Raw genomic sequence first — 24310 nt, 5'->3', positions numbered from 1 at the left:
ATCTGCCAGTGATCTCCTAGGATAAACACCATCTGCGGTGCATAGAAGTGTTTGCTTTGGTGGGAGGAACCAACCATGCGAGTCGCGGTCGTTGGTGGAGGAATATCAGGCAAGGCCATCAAACAAGCCCTGCTCGATCGTGGAGCAACAGCCGAATTATTATCACGTTCTACCGGATTCGACGTGCTCCAGGACAACGCCACCCTGCGTCTGGCGGGATTCGACGTCGTTATTGAAGCCACTGGGCGATTTACCACGAGCAGGAAAACTGCTACCGAGTTCTTCACTCGTTCGACACGGGCCCTAGCCGCGGCAGCACAACATCATGGGGCTCACCATATTTTGCTGTCCATCGTCAATTGCGAGCGACCAGAGGTTCAAGGATACGGATACTTCGCGGGCAAAGCCGCCCAGGAACGCGTCGCTCGAAGCGAAAGCGACAAGCTGACCATTATTCGCAGCACGCAGTGGTTTGAATTTGCCGCACAGAATCTCGTCCGACTCAAAGTCGGCCCAGTTTCATTGGTGCCACAGATGACCATCCAACCGGTGGCCCTGGAGGCGGTCGCCGAGGTGATCGCTGACGTTGCTGTTGGCGGGCGGATCGGCGACTCAGTAGAGCTGGCGGGTCCAGAAACCATGACGCTTTGGGATATGACGAAACAATTACCCACCAGACGCCAAGTTATCTTGCCGTTACCGATGCCTGGGAAACTAGGACGGGCGTTCCGTAAAGGTATTTGTGTTCCCGGGCCGCAGGCACAACGGATCGGACCGCTGTATAGCCGGTGGCTGGCCGAGCATGCGCCGCCTACAGCGTAACTGCGTCAGCAGCCTCAGCAATCGTGGGGTACTTGAAGTGATATCCAGAGTCTTCCAGTACTTCCGATCGTGCCCGCGTGCTGCCCATCAACATGCCGGGCTCCATCCGAATGATATTCATCCCAATGGACAACACTGTGGCCGGAACCGGGACGCTGCGTGTGCCAAGACCGGGGGCCAACGCTGTAATAACTTCTGATAGACGCGTTTGTTGGGGTGCAACGGCCACTATGACCTTGGGTGGACGAGGCATCGTCAATAAATGCTCGATAATTCCAACCCAGTCATCCTCGTGGATCCAGGGCAGGAACCCGTCAATATTAGGTCGCGTCTTGGACATCGCCATAGCGGCCAGTCCCATGATGATTTCGGTTTGCGGTCCTAAGACAACCCCGCTCCGTACGATGATTGCGCCCTTTGGTGCGGCTGCTTCCCAATCATCCACCAGCTGTCCCATACCGTCTGGTCCATCTTGTGCCGCGGTGGGAGAGGTTTCCTCTGTGAATTCGGCGGTGGATTTAGGATCCCACATTGGCACAGCGCTGCCCTGGATCCACCGATGGAGTTTGCCTCCCTGATGCTCTGCGGTCCTGACCGCTCTGCTTAATGTTTCTGTGGGCGGGATACGTGAGGCGGCTAGGGCGTCGACTTCTTGGGCAGTGAATTTTGCGCCGATCCGGCGGCCGACCAGGTTGATGATATTGAATCCGGCATCATCCATGAGTTGTTCATGCAGTGCCACCAGATCGTCGTGACCCCACCGGGTCTGAGGGAAAGGCGCACCGGATTTCGGGTTGCGTGACAGCACCATGACGCGTTTTCCGGCGGCAAGCATCCGGGTAGCCAAACGAGATCCCAGGTACCCGGATCCACCGGCAATGATATTCAACGGCTGACTAAGATCCGGTTTGCCGGCCATCTTGAACATACGCGCTCCAACGGCACCTAAATCACCGGCAAGCGGATCAGCCAGGGCAACACCCAGGGGAGCGGCAAGTGGTCCGACAACTTCGGTGTGACGGGTTAGATTCGTGCCGCCGTCGTCAGCGGAATGAATAATCCAACGCTGTTGGGTATGACCTCCTGGTTGATTTTGTCGCCAGGCGATTTCCTGGTTTTCTCGTGCGGTCACAATCGTGGCTGCAGGAGCGGTGATCGCATGGACGAACCCCCGGACTAAAGCCTTGGGGACCACTTTGACGGTATCGCCGACTTGCAACCGGTTGCCGACCATTTTGACCGGTGTGAATTTTTGTAGTTGGTCGTCAAACTGCAGCCACGCGCTGGGAGAAGCCAGCAGGTCCCAAACCATGTCTGTGGAAAGTGCCAAATATATCGTTTGTGTCCGCGAAAAGCCCATGTGACCATCGTAGACCCGTTAAACAAAAAGGTTGGCAGCGACTCTGCATATGAGTCGCCGCCAACCAAATTGTAAACAGAAATCGGATTACTTGGAAGAGACCGTTTCGCGCATCTGCTCGAACTCTTCTGCGACCTCTGGGTCGGGCTTTTTGGTCAAGCGTGACACGATGATTGCTATCACGAAGTGGGCAATGACCCCAGGAATGATTTCATAGAGATCGATGGTTTCTTTGATTGCTGGCACCGTGCCCCATATATAGGAGACGGCTGCGCCGGCGATCATACCGGCCAGGGCCCCCATCGCGGTGACCCTCTTCCAGTACAGCGACATGAGAATCATCGGACCAAAGGCGGCACCGAATCCGGCCCATGCGAAACCAACTAAGTCTAGGACAGTGGAATCTGGATCTTGGGCAATGAGAATCGCAATGATAGTGACCACCACAACGGCAAGACGTCCCAGCCATAATTGCTGTTTCTCACCTGGATCGTGTTTGAACAGTCCGTAGATATCTTCAACCAGGGCAGACGCCGAGACAAGCAGTTGTGACGACATGGTCGACATGATGGAAGCGATGACTGCCGCTAACACCAATCCAGCAACAAATGGATGAAATAGTGTCTGCGACAGGAGCAAGAATACGGTTTCCGGGTTGTCCAGTGGCTGACCGGCTTCATGGAACCAGGCCACACCGATCAGACCAGTCAACACCGCGCCACCCATACACAGGATGACCCAGCCCGTTCCGATACGACGTGCGGTCTTGACATCCGAGTGGCTGCGGATCGCAAAGAAACGTGCCAGAATGTGTGGTTGTCCAAAGTAGCCCAGACCCCACGCCAAACCAGAGATGATCACGAGCATCGATGCCCAGGAGAGTCCACCACCGGTAAAAGACAGGTGATCCAGACCAACTTGAATGTCAGCTTCGTCAATCAAGCTCACGACGCGGCCGGGGCCGCCCAGTTGGATCGTGGCGATAATGGGTACTGACACCAAAGCTGCCATCATCAATAGACCCTGAGCGACGTCAGTCAGTGATGCCCCAAGGAAGCCACCGAATGCTGTATAGGTCAGGGTCACTCCGCCTACAACCAGAACCCCGGTCATGTAGTTCCACCCGAACGCTGACTCAAAGAATGCACCGGAAGCAACCATCATCGAGGCCACATAGAAGACAAAGAAGACCAGGATAATGATTGCTGATACGGAACGGATCAGACGAGTTCTGTCTCGGAATCGGAATTCGAAAAACGCCGGCATCGTGATCGAGTCACTGGTGATCTCCGAATAGACGCGCAATCGTGGTGCGACGATCATCCAGTTCAACCATGTACCCAGAGTGAGGCCGATGGCGATCCAGGCTTCAATTAGCCCTGTGGCATACAGTGCACCGGGAAGCCCCATCAGCAACCAGCCTGACATATCGGAGGCACCGGCTGACAGCGCTGCGACGCGCGGTGAGAGATCACGGCCTGCCAGGAGGAAGTCTCGACCTGTCTTAGTTCGTCGATAGGCATAGTAGCCGATCACGAGCATTCCGATCAGGTATACAACGATTGCTGCCAATTGAAAGGCGTGTTCTTCACTCATAGCAAACAATTATTCGCCACTGTCAGCCAAATCACCAAATCACATTTGGAATGAACTTCAAAATACATAAGTTTATAACCTGGTTGAAACCTGTAGAAAGCCTGGTCACAACCTGAAAGGCTGGTTTTAGGGTCGTGAGTTATAACGAATATTATGCAGCGGCGTGTTGCGCGTGTCGTTGCAGGGCTGTTGCAACCGCCACGACGGCTGGATGTTGGGCTGAAGCCTGGCGCATTGCCAGAAACACTTGTCGCCTCGGTTTGTCTGCCAGGGGTACCCAGGCAACATCTGGTGGACGATATCCACCGAGGATACCCGGCAGGATCGCCACACCTTCGCCGGCCTCGATCAGCTGCACGTGCGTTTGGAGATCCGCCGATGAATACCGGATATCGGGTTCAAACCCTGCGACGCGACATTGCTGCAGAGCCCAGTGACGCGATGCTGCAGGTGCTGGTTCCATAATCCACGGTAGATCCGCAGCCCCACCAATATCTGCGATGTTTGCGGCAAGGTTCTTCGGAACTGCGAGTCGCAGTGGATCCTCAACCAGTGCAGTGGAAATCATGTCTGGCAGCTGCGGGACGGCATGACCGGGGTATTGTTCAGCGACTACGATGTCGAAATCGCCAGACCAAGTATCGTGCAGGGCTTGTTCTGGCTCTCGTTGTGTCATTTCCACGCGTACATCAGGGTGCTTCTGGCTCAATAATCGTAAGGTTCCTGGCAGCAGCGCTAGTGCCGAAGTCTGAAACATTGATAAGCGCACCGTTCCAGCCACTGTGTCAGCCGCGGCAGCTAACTCGGCGGTGGCCTCTTCCATGATTGCCAACATCTGATTGGCGTGTTTTACTAACCCTAGCGCGGCCGTCGTGAGCATGAGCCGTCGACCTGAGGACACCAACAAGGTTGTGCCAGCTTCCTTCTCCAGACGCGTCAACTGAGCCGACACGGTCGATGGCGCGAAATTCAACGCAGCGGCCACTTCCGTGATGGTGCCGCGGAGTGCAAGTTCCCTCAGTAAGCTCAAGCGATGTAGATCCAGCATGACGACCTTTCGAATATTATGAATGGTGTACTTCGATATTATTCGCTATACCCGAATACCCGTTGAGGCGTAAGCTGTGTGGCACAACACAGTTTTGTCCGTCTATCCGGGAGTCTTATGCAAACCCCAGCACATGCCACCTCCGAGATCACCCCGTGGCAACTCGGCGACCAGGCCATTGAACAGGTTCGCACGTGGTTGGCTCAGGCCGCCAACATCAAGCCGGATGCATCAGCCCAACAACTGGCGGGTGTGCTGAAAGATCCAAACGGACTCGATTTTACCGTCGGCTTTGTCGATCGCGTCGTGCGACCCGAGGATCATCATGCCGCGGCTTCCGCCCTAGCTCACATTGCCTACGACGTCCCAGCGTTTCTACCCTGGTATCTTCAAAGTGCTGTTCGCACCGGTGGGAAACTCGCCGAAGTCGCTCCGGGGGTTGTCGTTCCTGCGGCACAAGCCGCCTTGCGTGCCATGGTCGGGCATTTGATCATCGACTCACGCGATAAACAACTCGGCAAAGCCATCAAACGCCTACGTACCGACGGCATTGATCTCAATATCAACCTGCTGGGCGAAGCCATTCTTGGTCAAGGTGAAGCCGATAACCGCGTTGCCGCTACCTTGGCTCTGATCCACCGCCACGATGTTGATTATGTTTCGATCAAAGTCTCAGCAACGGTCGCCCCACATAACCACTGGGCACATGACGAAGCAGTTGAAAACATCGTCCAACAGCTGCGTCCGCTGTATCGCGCGGCAATGACCTCTGACCCGGTCACGTTTATCAACCTGGACATGGAAGAGTACAAGGATCTTGATCTGACGATCGATGTCTACCGCCGGCTGATTTCGGAACCCGAATTCAAACACTTCCGAACCGGTATCGTCTTGCAGGCCTATCTGCCGGATGCCTATCAGGCCATGGTTGGCCTGCAGGAGTTTGCCGCCCAGCGCGTTGCGGCCGGGGGAGCACCCATCAAAGTGCGCGTCGTCAAAGGCGCCAATCTGCCGATGGAAAAGGTGAAGGCCGCCATGCACCACTGGCCACAAACCGTGTGGCCCACAAAACAAGATACAGACACCAACTACAAACGCATCCTCAACCACGCTCTGACTCCCGAGCGCCTGACCAATGTTGAGATTGGCGTGGCCGGCCAGAACCTCTTTGATATCGCGCTGGCCTATTTGCTCATGCAGCACCGCAACATTCCGATAGATGGGCCGGTGGATTTTGAGATGCTGCTCGGCATGGCCACTACTCAAGCGCAAGCCATTCGAGCCGACGTCGGCCGCTTGTTGTTATACACCCCGGTGGTGCATCCGGATGAATTTGATGTTGCTATCTCGTATTTGGTGCGACGTCTTGAAGAAGGTGCCTCGCACGAGAACTTCATGTCAGCGGTCTTTGACCTCGACAATCCAGTGATCTTTGACCGCGAGACTCAACGATTCCAAGCATCGCTGGCACAGCTCGAGGCTGAAGCAGACCTGGTGCCGCAACCTCGCCGACAACAAAATCGTGCAACGGAACACTTCGAAAAAGCGTCGCCAGTGGAGTTTCACAATGCCGCTGATACCGATCCCGACCTCCCGCAGAACCGTGACTGGGCCGGGGCCATACTGGGTCGCATGGCCGATTCTGAGCTGGGCGACGACCTGGTTTCCTCGCATCAGGTGACCAATCAGAAACAGCTCGACGAGGTAATAGACTCGGCAATCGCAGCAGGGGAAACCTGGCGGAAGCTGCCGCTGGAGACTCGAAGCCGAGTTCTGATCCGTATCGGCGATCACCTGGCTGCCAATCGGGGCCGACTCATTGAAGTCATGGGCTCAGAAACCGGCAAGACCATCGACCAGGCCGATCCCGAAGTATCCGAGGGCATCGACTTTGCCCGGTATTACGGCCAGCAGTGTCTGGAATTGGACAACATCGCAGGTGCTAAGCCGCATCCTGTGGGCTTGACCGTCGTGACACCGCCGTGGAATTTTCCGATGGCGATTCCCACCGGCTCCATGACCTCCGCCCTGGCCACCGGGTCACCGGTCATTATCAAACCGGCACCACAAGCGCAGCGCACTGCCGCCGTCATCGTCCAAGCCATTTGGGACGCCTTCGATGAGTTTGAGCTCCCACATGAGATTCTTACTTTTGTTATCGCGGAAGAGAATTCGCTTGGTTCCAACCTGGTCACTGACCAGCGCGTTGAACGCGTCATTCTGACCGGTGGATACGAAACCGCCAAGCTATTTACCGACCTTCGCCCAGATATGCCGCTGTTTGGCGAAACCTCCGGAAAAAATGCCATCATCGTCACCCCGTCAGCCGACCTGGATCTTGCAGTCGCCGACGTCGTGAACTCAGCATTTGGCCACGCTGGACAAAAATGTTCGGCGGCTTCCCTGGTGATTCTGGTGGGGCAAACGGCTCGCAGTAAACGCTTTCATCGGCAACTGTTAGACGCCGTGAATTCTCTGGTGGTCGACTATCCAACGAACCCAGAGGCTCAGATGGGTCCCGTCATTGAACCGCCCGGAGAAAAACTCACCCGAGGGTTGACCACATTAGAGCATGGGCAGCGCTGGCACCTGCGACCTCGATTGCTCGATGACTCAGGACAGCTCTATTCGCCAGGGGTCCGCTCGGGTGTACAACCCGGGTCCGAGTATCACATGACCGAGTACTTCGGTCCCGTGCTTGGTGTCATGTCAGCCGAAACTCTCGACGAGGCCATCGAGTACGTCAACGCAGTACCGTTTGGGCTCACCTCCGGCATCCATTCCCTAGACCCTGATGAAATTGCCCTCTGGACCGAACATGTCGCAGCGGGCAATCTCTACATTAATCGCGGCATCACCGGCGCGATCGTTCAACGCCAACCATTTGGCGGGTGGAAACGCTCAGCGATCGGTCCCGGTGCCAAAGCCGGGGGACCGAACTACCTCCTGAGCCTCACGGACTGGACCGATGCCCCCGACACAGTCTCCGCGGCCCAAGACGACATTGCTGACCAGCTCGAGGCCACCATCGGATCTGTACTTGACTCTGCGGATCTCAAATGGTTGACCCAGGCTGTTGCTCACGACGCTACGGCGGTCGAAACTTATACTGGTCAGCGCGACATCTCGAATCTGCACGTCGAAATCAACGTGCTACGCTATCGTCCGGTACCCGTCACGATGCGTGTCACCGACACCGGTTCCACGACCCTCGCGCAAGCGATTCGAGTCGGATACGCCGGAATCCGTGCACAGCGGGCTGTTGCCAGCGGCCAGGGGACCGGAGCTCTACCAATGAACACTGTGTCGCTACCCGCCGATACTCCCGAAGCCATTACCAAAGTATTCAATGCTACAAATGTGCGCGTGGTCTTTGATGATACGACGTCATGGTTAGAACGCGCCCGGCGGCTGGCACAAGCAGACCCTACGAAAGGGTCGCAGCGGATTCGACTGATCGGTGACGACGAAACCGACGAGACGATCAAAGCCACAGCCCAGACACCCGAGATCGCCGTGTATCGTCAACCGGTCACCTCGGCCGGTCGGTTGGAAATGCTACCGTTTCTTCGAGAACAGGCCGTCACCATGACAGCTCACCGCTTTGGCACGATCAATGACCTGCCACAACGAGCCCTCGGAGACATCCAGTTCGGATAATGCTGGTCCAGGACCCGCAGAGCACTATGGGCGATGCGGGTCCTGTGGTCCATTCTGGGCACCATCGCGCTTGGCAGCTTCGTTCTGCTTGCGGTCATACGAACGCATCTGACTCCAGGCAAAAAGCACCACGGCAAACAGCAAAATCAGCCACGACCGGTCGGAACCAAAAAATGCTTCGTCATTAATCAGCACCGCCAATAATTCGACAAAGACGACAACGATAGCGCCAATCATCCCACCAACCAGGGCGGCCTTGAGTTTGCCATGCATGTCTGTGTACTCCTGACGTGTTGAGAAACTAATACTGTTCAGCATCGCTGAGGGAATCCTGCCAAGCCTGGTGCAGCTGGGCAAACTGTCCACCGGCTTCAATGAGTTCAGCCGGTGTGCCGTCTTCAATAATTTGCCCGCCTTCGACCACCAACACACGATCGGCAATCATCACCGTGGACAGGCGGTGGGCGATGATAAAGGAGGTGCGCTCACCGAGCAGTTCTTTCAGGCCCTCTTGAACGAGTGCCTCAGTCGGCGCATCAAGTGATGACGTCGCCTCATCCAGAATCAACACCGTCGGATCGGCGAGAAATGCCCGTGCGAACGAGACCAGTTGTCGTTGCCCGGCAGACATGCGACCACCCTTGGCTCGCACATCGGTATCAAACCCCTCTGGCAGCCGGTCAATGAACGTATCAGCGCCGATGATTGCCGCAGCCGCTCGGATTTCTTCTCGAGAAGCTTCCGGATTGCCGATCGCAATATTCTGGGCCACCGAACCAGAAAACAGATAGGACTCTTGGGTGACCATGACGATGTGTTTGGTCAGGGTGTCTAACTCGAGGTCCTTGAGATTGATCCCATCCAAGGTGATCGTCCCATCGGTGACGTCATAGAATCGAGCCATCAGCTTGGCGATCGTCGATTTGCCCGCACCTGTTGAGCCAACAATGGCCACGGTTTGTCCCGCTGGGACGTGGAGCGAGGTTGGCTGTAGCGACAGGGGCAGCTCATCTTGATACCGGAACGAGACGTCGTCGAAGACGATCTCACCGGACGCCTCATCCAGTTCCACGGGCTCTTCTGGATCGGTCACCGAAGGCTTTTCTGCCAACAGACCTGAGATCTTTTCCAACGCGGCAACAGCAGACTGGAAAGTGTTGTAGAAGTTGGCAATCTCATCAATCGGTTGGAAGAAACGGCGCGCATAGAGCACCAGGGCAATGAGCACACCGACTTGCAGCTCGCCGCCCAGAACACGGAAACCACCGACCATGAGCACCGCAGCAATTGTGATCGACGATAACCAGCGCAGCGTGGGTTGGTAGATACCAAACAGCTGAATTGAGCGCAGTGCCGACTGACGGTGATCTTCGGCAAGTTGTTCGTAGCGTTCACCGTTTGCCTGTTGGCGACGATACGTTTTAACCGCGCGAATACCCGAGACGGTCTCAACGAAATGTGAAATCAGCCGGGCAGAGTTGGTCTGGATCTGGCGGTAAATCACCGACGAGCGTTTCTGGAACCAAACGGTCAGCATGGTGGCTGGTACCAACAGCCCGGCCATGACCACACCAGAGGGCAGGTCCATGGTCAGAATCAGCACCATGGTGAACACCATTTGCAACACCGACCCGACCATAATATCCAGGCCAGAGTTCAGCAGCTGGGCTAGCGCGTCCATATCCGAGGTCTGCCGGGCGACGGTACGTCCGGAGGCATAGGACTCATGGAACTTCATATCCAGGCGCTGACTGTGCAAAAACAGCCTTCGCCGTAACCCATACAGCATGGTCTGACCCAGGGTCATGTTCCAGCGAATGAACACATACATGAGCCCGCCGGCAACAAGCGCTGCGACGATATGTGCCACCGAGGCTGCAATCGCGGGCGTGGCATTGCCCTCAAGTAAGGCCGGAATGCCGTTATCAATACCCCAAGCAATGATGGCCGGACCGGCCACGGATGCCATTTGGGCAATGACGACGACGATCGACAGCCCCACCAGCTGCCACCGGAACGGTTTCAGCAGTGTGCCCAGCAACCGCAGTGAGGCTCGCCGTTCGGCACGCGTCATGCGCTGGTAGTCCGCGGATCCTGCACCGCGTGCGCGTCCTGGCCCACTCATGATTGCACCTCCCAAGCGTCCTCGGTTTGGCTGGCCATGATATAGCGATACCGAGCCGAGGTTCGAAGCAATTCTTGGTGGGTGCCGACCGCCGCGATCTGGCCATCATCCAGCAGGGCAACACGATCTGCCAGCGCGACTGTAGAGGACCGGTGGGCGATGATAAAGGTCGTGGTGTTATCCAACACCTCGCGCAATTGGGCGATGACGCGTTCCTCGGTTTTGGTGTCCAACGCCGAGAGTGGATCATCCAGCAATAGCAATGCCGGCCGAGAAGCAATAGCTCGAGCCAACGCAATGCGTTGTCGCTGGCCACCGGATAACGAGAAGCCTTGTTCCCCGATAGGTGTGTCGAGTCCCTGGGCGAGGTCAGCAACAAAGCCTGCGTCGGCGGCGTGCAGGGCCTCCCAGGCGATGTCTTCTTTCACGTCGTCCGGTAGTGATGGATCGACACCCAGCAGCACGTTCTCGCGCACGGAGAAAGAAAACAGTGTCGTGTCTTCGAAGGCAAAAGCTGTCAGCCGGCGCAGATCGTCTAGGTCCATGTCGTGCACGGAAACCCCATCAATCGTGATGCGGCCGCCGGTGATATCAAAGATGCGTGGCACCAGCTGTAACAGGGTGGATTTTCCATTGCCTGTCACACCAACCAAAGCTAGTGTTTCGCCGGGACGAATATGCAGATTCACGCCACGGAATAAGTCAGGAGAGTCTTCTGGGGCATCGTGGAAACGAAAGTGAACGTCGTCCATGACCAATTCACCGGTGGCATTTTCGAAGTCCACCGCAGCTGGATCCTTGGGGGAGACGATCGTGTTATCGGTGTCCATGACTTCGAAGTACCGTTCCAAAGCGGTAGTAGATTGCACAGCCTGACCGAAGAGCATCCCTAACATCCGGGTAGGCCCGACCACCAGTGTGGCAGTGGCAAAGAAACTAGCCAGCTCACCGACATTCATCGCACCGGCATTGACCTGCAACAGGCCCAACAACAGACAAATCCCCAGCATCGTTTCGGGCAGTGCCAACATGAACATATCGAATCGGGCCAGCGTGGTGGCCTTCCGAATTTCGTTATTTCGCAGTGCGACCGCATCGGTTTCAAAATTCGATAAGGCTTGCTCGCTGCGGCCAAATGCTTTGAGCACGCGAATACCTTGCACGGACTGCTCTACCGTCGTCGAGATTTCACCATTGAGATCCTGGGAACGACGCGTCAACACCGAATAATCGCGCTGAAAACGATACGTCAACACCACAATGGGAAGGACGATGATCAAAAAAATCAGCGCCAGCAGCATTGAGGATCGCGACATCATGAAAATTCCTACCAACACGGTCGCGGCCGAGGAGACCGTCATGATCATGCCAAATGCAATCCAGCGACGGATCTGTGTCACATCTTGTTGGGAACGCGATAATAATTGTCCGGAACCCCAGTCGTTATGAAACGCCACCGGCATATCCAGGATGCGGGTATAAAACCTGACTCGCATTTGCCGTTCGGTTTCCGTTGAGGGACCAACAGCAAAGATCCGACGCAACCACAACAACACGGCTTCCACCAGACCCAGTGCGATCACAACGGCACCAGCAATCCACACTGTGGTGGCGGTCGGGGAAGTGTTGAGACTGTTGACCAAGAATTCGAGCACCTGGGGGATCATCAGCCCCACGATGGATGCTGCAATCGTGACGACCAATCCCATATATAGACGAGGTCGGATGGGCTTGATGATCCGCCATAAGCGTGCCATGGCCGCTTTCATGAACCATGCCTCCTATGACTGAACTGCGAGAAACGGTTATCCCGCCTATGGTAGTGCCCGCCACCTCACGAACTGAACAGATCGTATCTACGCCACAGCTTCGAAATGGGCCTTACAGCGGGTGGCTAACTGCGGTGATACAGCGATTTCCGCCAGTATATTGGCTCAGCAGTGATCAGCATGCCTAACTGGCGGAACATAGATTCATCTACCGAACCGAGAATCGTGGTGGTGTGGACGTCGCAGCCTCGCAGATACTGCAGCTCGGCGATCGCTTTGCGAGCGTCATCGGATTCAGCAGCCGACACCGACAGCGCAATCAGGACTTCGTCGGTATGCAACCGGGGGTTGACCGAACCCAGGTGTCGTGTCTTCAGCGTTTGGATGGGTTCGATCGCCTGAGGACGCAGCAGATGGACATCTTCGTCAATGCCGGCCATGTACTTCAACGCATTGAGCAACATGGCTGCAGAACAGCCTAAAAGATCCGAGGTCTTGCCCGTCAAGATGGTGCCATCGGGTAATTGCACCGCGCTTGCCGGCTGTTCAGTGCGCTCGGCCAGTTCTATGGCAGGCGTCACCACTGGACGATCTTCTTTGGTGACGCCGATGCGTTTCATGATGACTTCGATACGCGACGACACGGTGTGATCGGCGGTGTCTTCGCGACGCTCTTCAACGCGAGCCTTATACCAGCGCCGGATGACTTCCTGCCGGGCAGCCTCAGCACACACTGCATCATCGCTGATGCAATGCCCGACCATGTTGACTCCCATATCGGTCGGCGATTGATAGGGAGATTCCCCATACAGTTTCTCTAACATCGCTTTTAACAGCGGAAACGCTTCGACGTCGCGGTTATAGCTGACGGCTTGTTCGTGATACGCCGCAAGGTGGTAGGGGTCGATGATGTTGTTGTCGTCAAGATCTGCGGTTGCAGCCTCGTAGGCCTGATTCACCGGATGCTGCAGGGGTAGATTCCAGATGGGGAATGTCTCAAATTTTGCATACCCCGAACGAATCCCATGTTGATAATCGTGATAAATCTGAGACAACGAAGCAGACAGTTTGCCTGAACCAGGCCCAGGGCCAGTCACGACAACGAGTGAACGGGTCGTTTGCGCGTGCTCGTTCTGGCCAAAGCCTTCAGGCGAGATGATGGTCTCGGTGTCAGTGGGATACCCAGCGGTAGGGTAGTGATGCGTTACCTTCAGCCCGGCACGTTGCATACGATCACTAAATGCCAGGGCGTTGGAAAAATCTGCCGATAATTGCGTGATGACCAGATGTTCGATCATGAAGCCCTCATCGCGGAAGATATCAATGAGACGCATGGCTTCATCTTGGTACGTAATGCCGAGATCGGCCCGAACTTTTTCGTATTCCAGATCCTTGGCGTTGAGGACCATCATGATTTCTAGCTCATCTTTGAGCTGCTGGAGCATGGAAATCTTATTATTCGGGGTAAAACCGGGCAGGACGCGCGAGGCGTGCAGGTCGTCAAAGAGTTTGCCGCCCATTTCCAGATACAGCTTGTTGCCGATCTGCTGACGTCGCTGAGAGATGAATTGCGACTGCAATTTAATGTATTTTTGCGAGTCGAAACCGATATTGGGGCGAAATGATGTCGTTCTAGTCAAGTTCTCAGCGTCCACGAGACACCATTGTTCCATGGACCATGGTCAGATCCCAGTTGTGGGTCAAACATCACGGAGAAGAGGCGCTCAATTTGCCTTTCGGAAACTAAGATCCCATCTGTTGACCGACGCCCTTAATATCCCGTACACCACAATTTGTTGTGGTTGTCACGGTTGTGGAACACAATCACTGGTGATTTCGGGGCGCAACACGCCGTGTCGAAAATTTCTTTTTCTGTGGATTGACGGGTTTTGTCCTTGATGTGGGAATGTGGAGAACTTTTTGCACGCTGCACTAGTCCCGCACCAGGATGCCGAAGTATCAATGGGGGTACTTGTGGAATTCTGGTGACAAGGCTGTGGAGAACCCTGTGGGTGAATGTCAAACACGTGAGCACAACATCTAGTTGTGCCTTGCGTTCTCAATCCCTAGATGTAGTATTAATACAGTGGTTGAGCCCGATAAGGCGTTCACCAAGAATTCAACAGAACAGCCGAGAGCCCCTTCGACTTTCTTGAGGACGGCGGCGTAGACCGGCACGAAGGCAACGACTTAGGGAGAGATCATGACCGTAACCGTTTACAGCAAACCAGCATGTGTCCAGTGCAACGCAACCGTGCGCGCATTGGATAAAAAAGGCATCGAATATAACGTCATCGACATGTCGCAGGACATGGATGCTTTAGAACGTGTCCGCGCCCTGGGTTACATGCAGGCTCCGGTTGTCATGGCAGGCTCTGATCACTGGTCAGGCTTCCGCCCTGACAAAATCGCCACCCTCGAGGCCGCCGTCGCCGCCTCGACCGTTGCATAAGCTTTTCTTTAACTTTTTTGAAAGCAGGGATCTAATGACTGCCCAGGTGCAGGATAGATCATTCGTTAAGTCTCCAGAATCGCAAGATATGGTCGAGACTCATGCGAATCTGATCTACTTCTCCTCGGTGTCCGGTTACACTCATCGTTTCGTGGAGAAGCTCGGGTTAGAAGAAGGCGACACCGCAAGGTTGCCGTTGATTACCCGAGACCCCACACTGTACGCACGAGAACCATTCGTTCTGATGCTACCGACCTACGGTGCAGGAAAAGGGCCAGGGGTTGTACCCAAACAGGTCATTAAGTTCCTGAACGTCAAAAACAACAGAGAGCTGATTCAAGGCGTCATCGCTGCTGGAAACACAAACTTTTACGACGCCTACTGTCTTGCCGGCGACATCATTTCGGCTAAGACTAACGTCCCGGTTATGTATAGATTCGAACTCATGGGCACCCCTACGGATGTCACCAAAGTTCGTGAAGGATTGGATGCATTTTGGCAACAACACTCACTGAAGCAGAACTAATTCAGTCGGCTAAGAAGCTTCCTGAGGCCTGGAAAGGCCTCGGATACCACGAACTGAACGCTATTTTGAACCTCTATGGTTCAAACGGTGAGATCCAGTTCGAAGCCGATCATGCTGCTGCACGTCAATACTTCTTGCAGCACGTTAACAAGAACACGGTATTCTTCCACAGTCGTCGCGAACAGATCGATTACCTCATCGAAAACGACTACTACGAAGCAGAAACCTTCGAACAGTACCCGGAAGAGTTCGTCTTTGGCCTCTACGATCAGGCATACGCTCACAAATTCCGGTTCCCATCATTCTTGGGCGCTTTCAAGTTCTACACTTCTTACGCGCTAAAGACTTTTGACGGCGAACGCTACCTGGAACGCTACGAAGATCGCGTCGTTATGAACGCTTTGTACCTAGCGCGCGGTGACCAAGCCATGGCAAGCAGCCTGGTGGATGAAATCATCCTGGGCCGCTTCCAGCCGGCCACCCCGACCTTCCTGAACGCTGGTAAACAACAGCGTGGCGAACTGGTCTCATGCTTCTTGCTACGTGTCGAAGACAACATGGAATCCATTGCACGCGGTATTAACTCCTCGCTGCAGCTGTCCAAACGTGGTGGCGGGGTCGCACTAAACCTCACCAACCTGCGTGAACAAGGTGCACCTATTAAGAAGATTGAAAACCAGTCTTCCGGTGTCGTGCCTGTCATGAAACTGCTAGAAGACTCCTTCTCCTACGCCAACCAGCTTGGTGCACGTCAGGGAGCAGGTGCAGCGTACCTGAACGCACACCACCCAGACATCATGACGTTCTTGGACACCAAACGCGAAAACGCTGATGAAAAGATTCGCATCAAGACGCTCTCGCTGGGTGTCGTCATCCCAGACATCACCTTTGAACTGGCCAAAAAGAACGAACCAATGTACCTGTTCAGCCCATACGATGTTGAACGCGTCTACGGTATGCCATTCAGCGAAATCTCGGTCACCGAGAAGTACTACGAAATGGTTGACGATCCACGGATCAAGAAAACCAAGATCAAACCGCGTGACTTCTTCCAAACCGTTGCTGAACTCCAGTTCGAATCTGGTTACCCCTACATGGTCTTCGAAGATCACGTCAACGCAGCCAACCCGATCAAGGGTCGCATCTCGATGTCGAACCTGTGCTCGGAAATCTTGCAGGTCTCTGACCCATCGACCTATAACGCAGATCTGTCCTACGACCACGTCGGAAAAGACATTTCGTGCAACCTAGGATCAATGAACATTGCCAAGACCATGGACTCCGAAGACTTCGGTGGCTCCATCGAAACGGCAGTCCGCGCATTGACCGCAGTATCTGACCTGTCAGATATCTCCTCTGTCCCATCGATTGCTAAAGGCAACTCCCAGTCTCACGCAATTGGTCTCGGTCAGATGAACTTGCACGGCTACCTTGCTCGTGAACAAGTCCATTACGGTTCTGAAGAAGGCATCGACTTCACGAACATGTACTTCTACACCGTGGTCTATCACGCACTGCGCGCATCCAATAAGATTGCCATCGAGCGCGACGAGACCTTCGGCGGATTCGAAGACTCCAAATACGCATCCGGTGAATTCTTCGACAAATACACCGATCAGGAATGGAAACCAGCCACCGATAAAGTTGCACAGCTCTTTATCGATGCCAATGTCCACATTCCGACTCAGCAGGACTGGCAAGAGCTCAAAGCCTCCGTCATGGAGCACGGGATCTACAACCAGAACTTGCAGGCAGTACCACCAACGGGTTCGATTTCATACATCAATAACTCGACCTCGTCGATTCACCCGGTGGCTTCGAAGGTAGAGATTCGCAAAGAAGGACGCCTGGGTCGTGTCTACTACCCAGCTCCGTACCTGACCAACGACAACCTCGAATACTTCGAAGACGCCTACGAAATCGGTTACAAGAAAATCATCGACACCTACGCTGCTGCAACCCAGCACGTTGACCAAGGTCTGTCGTTGACACTCTTCTTCAAAGACACCGCCACCACACGTGACGTCAACAAAGCCCAGATCTACGCCTGGACCCAGGGCATCAAAACCCTTTACTACGTCCGGGTCCGCCAGCTGGCGCTTGAAGGAACTGAAATCGAAGGCTGCGTATCCTGCATGCTGTAAGCCAACACACGAGGGTGTGCCGTTTGACCGACGACGCGTCAAGCGGCACACTTTCTCAGGTAAGCATCAGCGTCTGAAATTAAAATCGTAGAAAGAAAGTTGCATGACTCCTGAAGAAGTAGCGCAGCGCATCCCCACGTACCAGGCAATCAACTGGAACCAAATTCAAGACGACAAAGACCTCGAAGTCTGGAACCGTCTCACCACAAACTTCTGGCTGCCCGAAAAGGTCCCGCTGTCCAACGACCTGCAGTCTTGGTCCAAAATGACCGACGACGAACGCGAAGTTTCTATGAAAGTCTTCGCTGGCCTGACCCTGCTTGACACCATTCAGGGCACCATCGGAGCGGTTTCGCTGCTCCCAGACGCGCTGACTCTGCACGAAGAAGCCGTGCTCTCCAACATCGTGTTCATGGAAGCCGTCCACGCCAAATCGTATTCATCGATTTTCTCCACCCTGGCGTCGACCGAAGCTATCGACAATATCTTCCGTTGGACTCGCGACGAACCTACACTGCAGTACAAAACCCACGAAATCATCAAGCACTACGAAGGTGATGACCCACAGAAACGCAAAATCGCGTCGGTCATCCTGGAATCCTTCCTGTTCTACTCCGGTTTCTACTGGCCGATGTACCTCTCCTCGCAGGCACGTCTGACCAACACCGCTGACCTCATCCGATTGATCATCCGTGACGAAGCAATCCACGGCTACTACATCGGATATAAATACCAGCGCAACATGGAAACCGAAACCCCAGAACGCGAAGCAGAACTCAAAGAATTCGCCTTCGATATGCTCCAGGATCTGTACGACAATGAAGTGGCCTACACCCACGACATTTACGACCCACTGGGCTTGTCCGAAGACGTCAAAAAGTTCCTGCACTACAACGCTAATAAGGCGCTAATGAACATGGGCTACGAAGCCATGTTCCCGGACTCCGTCACCGACGTGAACCCTGCGATCCTGTCAGCGCTGAGCCCGAACTCCGACGAGAACCACGACTTCTTCTCCGGTTCCGGCTCCTCCTACGTCATCGGTGCTAAAGAAGAAACCGAAGACGACGACTGGGACTTCTAAGAACCGCTCTTTGAAGCTTCTGCTATAAAACCTGATCACGCCCCGGATCTGCGATCTCTGGCAGGTCCGGGGCGTCTTTAGCGACTTCTTCACAATCGCAGAGACCATGTATTGGTGACGGAAAAGTCACTTGAACCACCAATAGACGCTCTACACCGAAGGGTGCTACGGTGTGTGCATGGCGTTTGAAACCCTGGTTACTGTCAGTTGGTGGATGATCCTACCGCTGAGTTTTGTGGGGAGTTTACTTCACTTCACGTTTGATTGGACAGGGCATAATAGACTTGCTGCAATTTTCAGCGCGGTCAACGAGAGCTACTGGGAACACATTAAAATCGCTATCTGGCCCGTGGTACTCCTGCAGATAATCTTATTCGCAGCTGGCGGCTATCAGTATCCTGCATTCCTCCCTGCCGCGACGATCGCGCTTTATTCATTGCCGATCAGCATGATTGGCATCGTATTTCTTTACAAGAGCATCACAAAGCGGAACATCCTTTGGTTGGACATCGCTACCTTCTTCGTGATCATCGCCGTCGCCCAGACATTATTCGTATTGGTCTTAGAACAACTCGATCCTTCATGGGTGACAGTTGTATTTGCGGTCGTGTTTCTCGGCGGGTTACTCGTTGCGTTTCTTCGTTTTACTCTTCGACCGCCGAGTGAACCAGACGTCTTCATCGATCCGATCACCGAAAAATATGGGCTCCATGCACACCCAGACTATGAGATTCTGAAAAAAACTTGTTATGAATAGTATTTTAGTCTTGTTCGCTTTCGAGACCCTCACTCTGCGCAATATGCTGAAACGATGAAGCCCTACCGATCCCGCTGTATCTGCCCATCCGGTCTCGGAGCATATTAATGAATAGCACTGCTACACTTTCGCAAGGGCTCGCATATTTGTATTGTCTTAGGTAGATGCGCGACGTATCGCTCAACCGCGGCGCGCCCCAGCGGATCGTCCATTCTCGTGCTAACACCTCGCGTCAGCTTCAGTCGGCTGTGCGCTATCTAGCTCTTCACATCAGGTTCACTTCTCCAATGATCGGCGGCGACCCACGTACGGACGAGCATCATGAGAATATCGGAGGGTTTATTGGTAGAGACGTTCGGTGGCGCTAGTCGGTTTCGTTCATTGTTATCGTCTCGGTGTACTTCCAGAAAGGCAATAAGCGCTGCATTGAAGGTAGGCGAGGCATGTCTGATCTGCTGCAGGATAATTTTATTGTCTTGGAAAATCTGCACCTTCGGCGAGGCAGCGAGCCCATAAGCGGAACTATCGATGAGGAGCTCATCGATTGAGATGCTCAGCTCGCCGTCATCGAGCATGACGCGCCTCTGCTCGACCGCCCGCACGTGACCGCGGCGGATCACCCCGGTAATCTGTCGTAAATCCATGAGCTCAGCACGACTGAGCATGGTCACGCGATACATTTTTGGTTCGAGATGTTCATCCAAACGCATGACCCGCCCGGCGTCTTCTAGGCGGCGGAAAAGATCGGTGACGTCACTCGCCTTAGCACCCGCTTCAGCTTCGTGTGCTGCGCCCTCAATGAGAGCACCGACCTGCTTGAGCGGTTGCAGTTGGGCACCGTCGATGAACCATGCTTCACGTGGTCGAATCCAACGGATGCGGTCAAGTTCAACGCCTGCATCAAGCAATCAGAGACAAGCATCCATCCCTGCTGCGGTTACAACCTCAACAATGCGTGAGGCAGCAGGAGTCAATCCACGGAGGGGTATTGGCTCGCCAGTTTTCAGGCGTATCGCCTATTGAACACGCCTTCATGCGCTTCAGATATGGGCCCCGGGGCAGCAAGAAACCATACCTCAGCTTAAGTTAGAGGACGTGGACTAGGGAAGTGCGGTGCCCTCCACAAGTTATTGGCTGACTGCCGTCTCTCACCAGAGTTGAGGTGTCCAGGAGCATGGCGACAGTGTAGTGAGATGGACCTGAACCTAAGCAAACGACAGGAACAATTTTTCCAACTGTGCTACATCTTCCTCTTGCACCTTGCCGACTGTCAAACATTCCTGAAGTGCGGAAGAAATGACCAAGAAGCCCGCACGGTCTAAGGCCTTCGAGACGGCCGACAGCTGCTGGATGATTTCTGTGCAATGCGCGTCATCTTCGACTGCGCTAATAACGGCCGCAAGTTGACCGTGTGCCCGACGCAGGCGGTTGACTACCTTCTTTTTAGCCTGGGGGTCGTTCTCTAATCCAGTTGACTGAACCATCATCACTCCAAAAATCGATGTTAACTTGCCTCCAGCATACCCCAGGGAGTATAGTCTCGTATACCCCAGGGGGTATTTACAGGTAAACTCCCGTAACAGTATGAGGAAGATATAAATGTGTCGATCAGTGAAATGTGATGTTTGCGGAAAAACGACGTGGGCTGGTTGCGGCCAGCACATTGACGTTGTGAAGGCATCCGTGCCAGCCGCGCAGTGGTGCAACGGCAAGCACTCTCAACAAGAAATTGCTGCCGCTCGGGCAGCTAATCCGGGCATTTTGGCCCGGTTATTCGGACGCTAGAACTCACCTGCAACGAAGTACAAGGAGCCAATATGTTACTTGAACACATCTACGATCCAGATCTTGCCCAAGGCAGCTATTTCTTTGGTTGTCAGGCCAACAACACCGCTATTGTGGTCGATCCGCGACGTGATATCCAGGTCTACCTCGATATGGCGGAAGCAGAAGGTATGGAGATTATCGGTGTAACCGAGACCCACATCCATGCGGATTATCTCTCGGGAACCCTTGAACTAGCCAATGCAACCGGGGCACAAGTCTATGTCTCAGACGAAGGCGGGCCCGATTGGCTCTACGGTGAGGGCTTCGATGACGCGGTTCGTATGAAGCACGGCCACAAAATTTCTATAGGAAACATCACTTTCGAAGCCGTTCATACTCCTGGCCATACTCCAGAGCACATGGCTTTCCTTGTCACTGACGGTGCGCAAGCCTCAGAACCAGGCTTCATGCTCAGCGGCGACTTCGTTTTTGTGGGCGACCTGGGTCGCCCAGATCTTCTGGATGAAGCAGCCGGTGGCGTAGATACGCGCTTCGTTGGCGCCCAGCAGCTCTTTGCTTCGCTACGTGAACATTTTCTCCCGCTGCCCGATTATGTGCAGGTCTTGCCAGCACACGGTGCGGGCTCTGCATGTGGCAAGGCCCTTGGTGCAGTACCCACCACAACCGTGGGATACGAACGCAATTTCTCATGGTGGGCACCTTTTGTACAAAACAATGATATTGGCGGGTTCGTCAATGAGCTGTTGAACTCTCAGCCTGATGCCCACGCGTATTTTGCACGGATGAAAGTCCAAAACCGTCAAGGTCCGGCAATTCTTGGCGAACTGCCAGAACTGACCGAATATACGCCTGCAGAGCTCAAACCACTGCTAGACCACGACGACAAGATCTTCGTCGACACTCGGCATCACACCGAACGATATGATGCCGCCGTTGCCGGGGCCCTCTCCATTGCTGATGCTTCCAAAGCCGCCACCCACATTGCGTGGGCGTACAACCCCGAAGACGAACATCGCGACCTGGTGATTCTGGCACAGGATGCCGAAGACGCCGCACGGTATCGTGACCACTTTATTCGGGTTGGTGTGGATGGGCTCACTGGATTCACCACCTCGCTTGACGGATTGTTGGGGCAGGGCGTACCGGTCATGAGTGTGGATGAACTGGCCGAGAACGATGACGTGTTCCTATTAGATGTGCGAAACAACACTGAATTTGCCGAAGGGTACATCCCGGGGGCCGAACGAGTGCCGGTTAGCCGCGTCATCTGGGACTTATCGAAACTACCCGACGACGCCACGATCGTGACGTATTGCGCTTCCGGGCGACGAGCTGCCGTGGGAGCCTCGGCGCTGCGGCGATATGGTTATGATGTGGCCGAACTCGACGGAAACTTCAATTCCTGGGCAGCCAAGCCCGGCAATGTGCCAGCCCGCCCGAGGGCATAAACCATGATCATTGCCGGTTATGTCCTCGCCATACTGGTAGGTCTGTCGCTTGGCCTGTTAGGGGGTGGTGGCTCGATCCTGACGGTGCCCATTCTCAAATACATCATGGGAATGGAAGCGCAGGAAGCCATCGCCTCCTCGCTGGTCATCGTCGCGCTGACGTCCTTAGCAGCTCTCATCCCACACTGGAAAGGCAAACACGTCTCGTTCCGCGTGGGGCTACCGTTTGGTCTGGCGTCGATGGTGGGAGCCTTTCTTGGTGGTTTGACAGCGCAATTCCTTCCAGGGTTCCTGCTGATGAGTCTCTTTGCTGTCATCATGATTGCCACCTCGTTCAATATGATCAGAAAAAAGCAACGTGTAGCTGATGATAAGGCAATGCCGAAGCTCTGGGCCTCATTGCTGATTGGGGCAGGGGTCGGTGCTGTTACGGGGTTGGTCGGAGCCGGCGGTGGCTTCCTGATTGTGCCAGCGCTTGTGATGTTTGGCGGGTTATCAGTCCACCTCGCGATCGGTACCTCGCTGCTAGCCATCGTGATGAAAAACGCCGCTGCACTTGGTGGACACCTCTTTGCTGTAAGTATCAACTGGCCATTGACTCTGGCTTTTACGGCATTGGCCGTTGTCGGTTCGCTGCTTGGGGCACGTCTTGCTGCCAAAATACCAGCCAGCACATTGCGAACCGGATTCGGTTGGTTCGTCCTAGTCATGGGAATCTCCGTTATCGGAAGCGAATTTATCCCGTTACTCATTTGAGTTCGCAGTCAGTCACCGAACAACGAAACATTGCCGTGCCACATCTCACAAGGTACTGAGGTTTCTGGCAAGATAGGCTCATGACCTCATCACCCCAAGCAACTCAACCACACGAGACTGCGTATTTTCGCCGGACTAAACCTATCGAAATTAGTGAAGACGTCCGGACGTCGTTTTTTGTCTCAACACAGCACGCGCAGGGCGCGTGGCAAGAAGATGAACTGCACATGGCTCCGGTTTCGGGTCTGGTGGCTGCAGAACTGGAAGCGTATCATCCGCGCAAGGATTTTCTGACGTCGCGGATCAGTTTCGATATTCTGGGCAAGCTGCACGCCGGTGAGGTCAAAGTCGTTACCGAAACCATTCGCCCCGGACGCACCATCGAATTGATTCAGTCCACCGTGTATGCCCAAGGTCGGGCCGTACTGGTTGGTCGTACCTGGAAGATCATCACCTCTGACACGTCCCGGGTCGCAAATATTTGCGATGAGCACCTGCCACCGGTTGAAGAGGCCAAACCTTGGGATGAGATGTCTACGCGTTGGCCCGGCGGGTTTATTCGTTCCATCCAGGCACGAAAGTTCCCGGACCATGCACCGGGCCACGGTCGCGTGTGGATCACCACCGAGCTGGACATTATCGAAGGCGAAAAGACCTCCTCCTTCGCCAAGCTCATTGGCCTGGCTGATACCGCTAATGGGTTGGCTCCGCTGGCAGAGCCCTCCGAAGAAAATGTCTTTTTTGCCAACGTTGATCTAACGATCCACTTCTTGCGTCCACCGGTTGGTGAATGGCTCGGGTTTGCGATCTCGGCCAATATTGGCCAAACGGGTGGCGGTATCACATCGGCCATCTTGTACGACGCCGACGGCGTCCTGGGTCGCAGCGAACAATCCCAGACGGTTCGACTCGCTGACGTATAAGTCCTGTATTAAATGCACTCGGGGCGCCACAATCTGTTGCGATTGTGGAGCC

General features: G+C 54.5%; 19 protein-coding genes. 10 read left to right on the top strand and 9 right to left on the bottom strand.

Annotation, left to right across the window (positions count from 1 at the left end; all coding sequences use genetic code 11):
• The first annotated feature begins 75 nt into the window (after nucleotides 1-75).
• Nucleotides 76-822, top strand: a complete 747-nt coding sequence (locus tag A6F49_RS11280; RefSeq protein WP_043058369.1) for an SDR family oxidoreductase — start codon at nucleotides 76-78, stop codon at nucleotides 820-822.
• Here A6F49_RS11280 and A6F49_RS11275 read toward each other — a convergent pair.
• The 3 genes from A6F49_RS11275 to A6F49_RS11265 all read right to left on the bottom strand — a co-directional run bounded on the left by A6F49_RS11275 (nucleotide 812) and on the right by A6F49_RS11265 (nucleotide 4826).
• Nucleotides 812-2152: a DUF1731 domain-containing protein gene (locus A6F49_RS11275; RefSeq protein ID WP_161485809.1), complete on the bottom strand. Its 1341-nt coding sequence runs from the start codon at nucleotides 2150-2152 to the stop codon at nucleotides 812-814. The genes A6F49_RS11280 and A6F49_RS11275 overlap by 11 nt on opposite strands.
• 117 nt (nucleotides 2153-2269) lie before the next feature.
• Complete coding sequence (putP, locus tag A6F49_RS11270) at nucleotides 2270-3778, bottom strand: sodium/proline symporter PutP (protein ID WP_043058367.1); 1509 nt, start codon at nucleotides 3776-3778, stop codon at nucleotides 2270-2272.
• A gap of 151 nt (nucleotides 3779-3929) precedes the next feature.
• Complete coding sequence (locus A6F49_RS11265) at nucleotides 3930-4826, bottom strand: LysR substrate-binding domain-containing protein (RefSeq protein WP_043058366.1); 897 nt, start codon at nucleotides 4824-4826, stop codon at nucleotides 3930-3932.
• Nucleotides 4827-4943: 117 nt separating this feature from the next.
• Here A6F49_RS11265 and A6F49_RS11260 point away from each other — a divergent pair, with 117 nt between their 5' ends.
• On the top strand, nucleotides 4944-8486 hold the full coding sequence (locus A6F49_RS11260) for a bifunctional proline dehydrogenase/L-glutamate gamma-semialdehyde dehydrogenase (protein WP_043058365.1): 3543 nt from the start codon (nucleotides 4944-4946) through the stop codon (nucleotides 8484-8486).
• Between the two features lie 24 nt (nucleotides 8487-8510).
• On the opposite strand, the gene A6F49_RS11255 is transcribed toward A6F49_RS11260, so the two are convergent.
• The 4 genes from A6F49_RS11255 to A6F49_RS11240 form a co-directional block, all read right to left on the bottom strand.
• The gene (locus A6F49_RS11255) at nucleotides 8511-8804 is read right to left on the bottom strand and encodes a hypothetical protein (protein WP_161485808.1); all 294 of its coding nucleotides are present in this window, start codon (nucleotides 8802-8804) and stop codon (nucleotides 8511-8513) included.
• Nucleotides 8788-10611: an ABC transporter ATP-binding protein gene (locus tag A6F49_RS11250; protein WP_082911749.1), complete on the bottom strand. Its 1824-nt coding sequence runs from the start codon at nucleotides 10609-10611 to the stop codon at nucleotides 8788-8790. The genes A6F49_RS11255 and A6F49_RS11250 overlap by 17 nt, the downstream gene beginning before the upstream one ends.
• Nucleotides 10608-12380, bottom strand: coding sequence for an ABC transporter ATP-binding protein (locus tag A6F49_RS11245; RefSeq protein ID WP_043058363.1), 1773 nt, complete (start codon nucleotides 12378-12380; stop codon nucleotides 10608-10610). The genes A6F49_RS11250 and A6F49_RS11245 overlap by 4 nt, the downstream gene beginning before the upstream one ends.
• 125 nt (nucleotides 12381-12505) lie before the next feature.
• On the bottom strand, nucleotides 12506-14020 hold the full coding sequence (locus A6F49_RS11240; RefSeq protein ID WP_235604975.1) for a DUF1846 domain-containing protein: 1515 nt from the start codon (nucleotides 14018-14020) through the stop codon (nucleotides 12506-12508).
• 563 nt (nucleotides 14021-14583) lie between these two features.
• Here A6F49_RS11240 and nrdH point away from each other — a divergent pair.
• The 5 genes from nrdH to A6F49_RS11215 all read left to right on the top strand — a co-directional run bounded on the left by nrdH (nucleotide 14584) and on the right by A6F49_RS11215 (nucleotide 19343).
• On the top strand, nucleotides 14584-14832 hold the full coding sequence (gene nrdH, locus A6F49_RS11235) for a glutaredoxin-like protein NrdH (RefSeq protein ID WP_043058362.1): 249 nt from the start codon (nucleotides 14584-14586) through the stop codon (nucleotides 14830-14832).
• 88 nt (nucleotides 14833-14920) lie between these two features.
• A complete protein-coding gene (gene nrdI, locus A6F49_RS11230) occupies nucleotides 14921-15358 on the top strand; it encodes a class Ib ribonucleoside-diphosphate reductase assembly flavoprotein NrdI (RefSeq protein ID WP_407643840.1) in 438 nt (145 codons plus the stop codon).
• The gene (nrdE, locus tag A6F49_RS11225; RefSeq protein ID WP_043058490.1) at nucleotides 15358-17502 is read left to right on the top strand and encodes a class 1b ribonucleoside-diphosphate reductase subunit alpha; all 2145 of its coding nucleotides are present in this window, start codon (nucleotides 15358-15360) and stop codon (nucleotides 17500-17502) included. The genes nrdI and nrdE overlap by 1 nt, the downstream gene beginning before the upstream one ends.
• Before the next feature lie 103 nt (nucleotides 17503-17605).
• Complete coding sequence (nrdF, locus tag A6F49_RS11220; protein ID WP_043058360.1) at nucleotides 17606-18586, top strand: class 1b ribonucleoside-diphosphate reductase subunit beta; 981 nt, start codon at nucleotides 17606-17608, stop codon at nucleotides 18584-18586.
• A 178-nt stretch (nucleotides 18587-18764) separates the two neighbouring features.
• Nucleotides 18765-19343, top strand: coding sequence for a DUF6512 family protein (locus A6F49_RS11215; protein ID WP_043058359.1), 579 nt, complete (start codon nucleotides 18765-18767; stop codon nucleotides 19341-19343).
• A gap of 257 nt (nucleotides 19344-19600) precedes the next feature.
• Here A6F49_RS11215 and A6F49_RS11210 read toward each other — a convergent pair whose 3' ends face one another.
• Together A6F49_RS11210 and A6F49_RS11205 are read right to left on the bottom strand one after the other, a co-directional pair.
• The gene (locus tag A6F49_RS11210; RefSeq protein ID WP_052504934.1) at nucleotides 19601-20251 is read right to left on the bottom strand and encodes a hypothetical protein; all 651 of its coding nucleotides are present in this window, start codon (nucleotides 20249-20251) and stop codon (nucleotides 19601-19603) included.
• A 297-nt stretch (nucleotides 20252-20548) separates the two neighbouring features.
• Nucleotides 20549-20830, bottom strand: a complete 282-nt coding sequence (locus tag A6F49_RS11205; protein WP_150119469.1) for a metal-sensitive transcriptional regulator — start codon at nucleotides 20828-20830, stop codon at nucleotides 20549-20551.
• A 330-nt stretch (nucleotides 20831-21160) separates the two neighbouring features.
• Between A6F49_RS11205 and A6F49_RS11200 the strand changes: the two genes are divergently transcribed.
• From A6F49_RS11200 to A6F49_RS11190, 3 genes are all read left to right on the top strand, one after another.
• Nucleotides 21161-22579, top strand: coding sequence for an MBL fold metallo-hydrolase (locus A6F49_RS11200; protein WP_043058357.1), 1419 nt, complete (start codon nucleotides 21161-21163; stop codon nucleotides 22577-22579).
• A 3-nt stretch (nucleotides 22580-22582) separates the two neighbouring features.
• Nucleotides 22583-23335, top strand: a complete 753-nt coding sequence (locus A6F49_RS11195; RefSeq protein WP_043058356.1) for a sulfite exporter TauE/SafE family protein — start codon at nucleotides 22583-22585, stop codon at nucleotides 23333-23335.
• An 80-nt stretch (nucleotides 23336-23415) separates the two neighbouring features.
• Complete coding sequence (locus A6F49_RS11190) at nucleotides 23416-24258, top strand: thioesterase family protein (RefSeq protein WP_043058355.1); 843 nt, start codon at nucleotides 23416-23418, stop codon at nucleotides 24256-24258.
• Nucleotides 24259-24310 lie beyond the last annotated feature (52 nt).

Source organism: Enteractinococcus helveticum (genome assembly GCF_001657475.1).
Taxonomy (GTDB): Bacteria; Actinomycetota; Actinomycetes; order Actinomycetales; family Micrococcaceae; genus Yaniella; species Yaniella helvetica.
The sequence above is the reverse complement of the archived record's forward strand: the minus strand, read 5'-3'. Positions and strand labels throughout refer to the sequence as shown.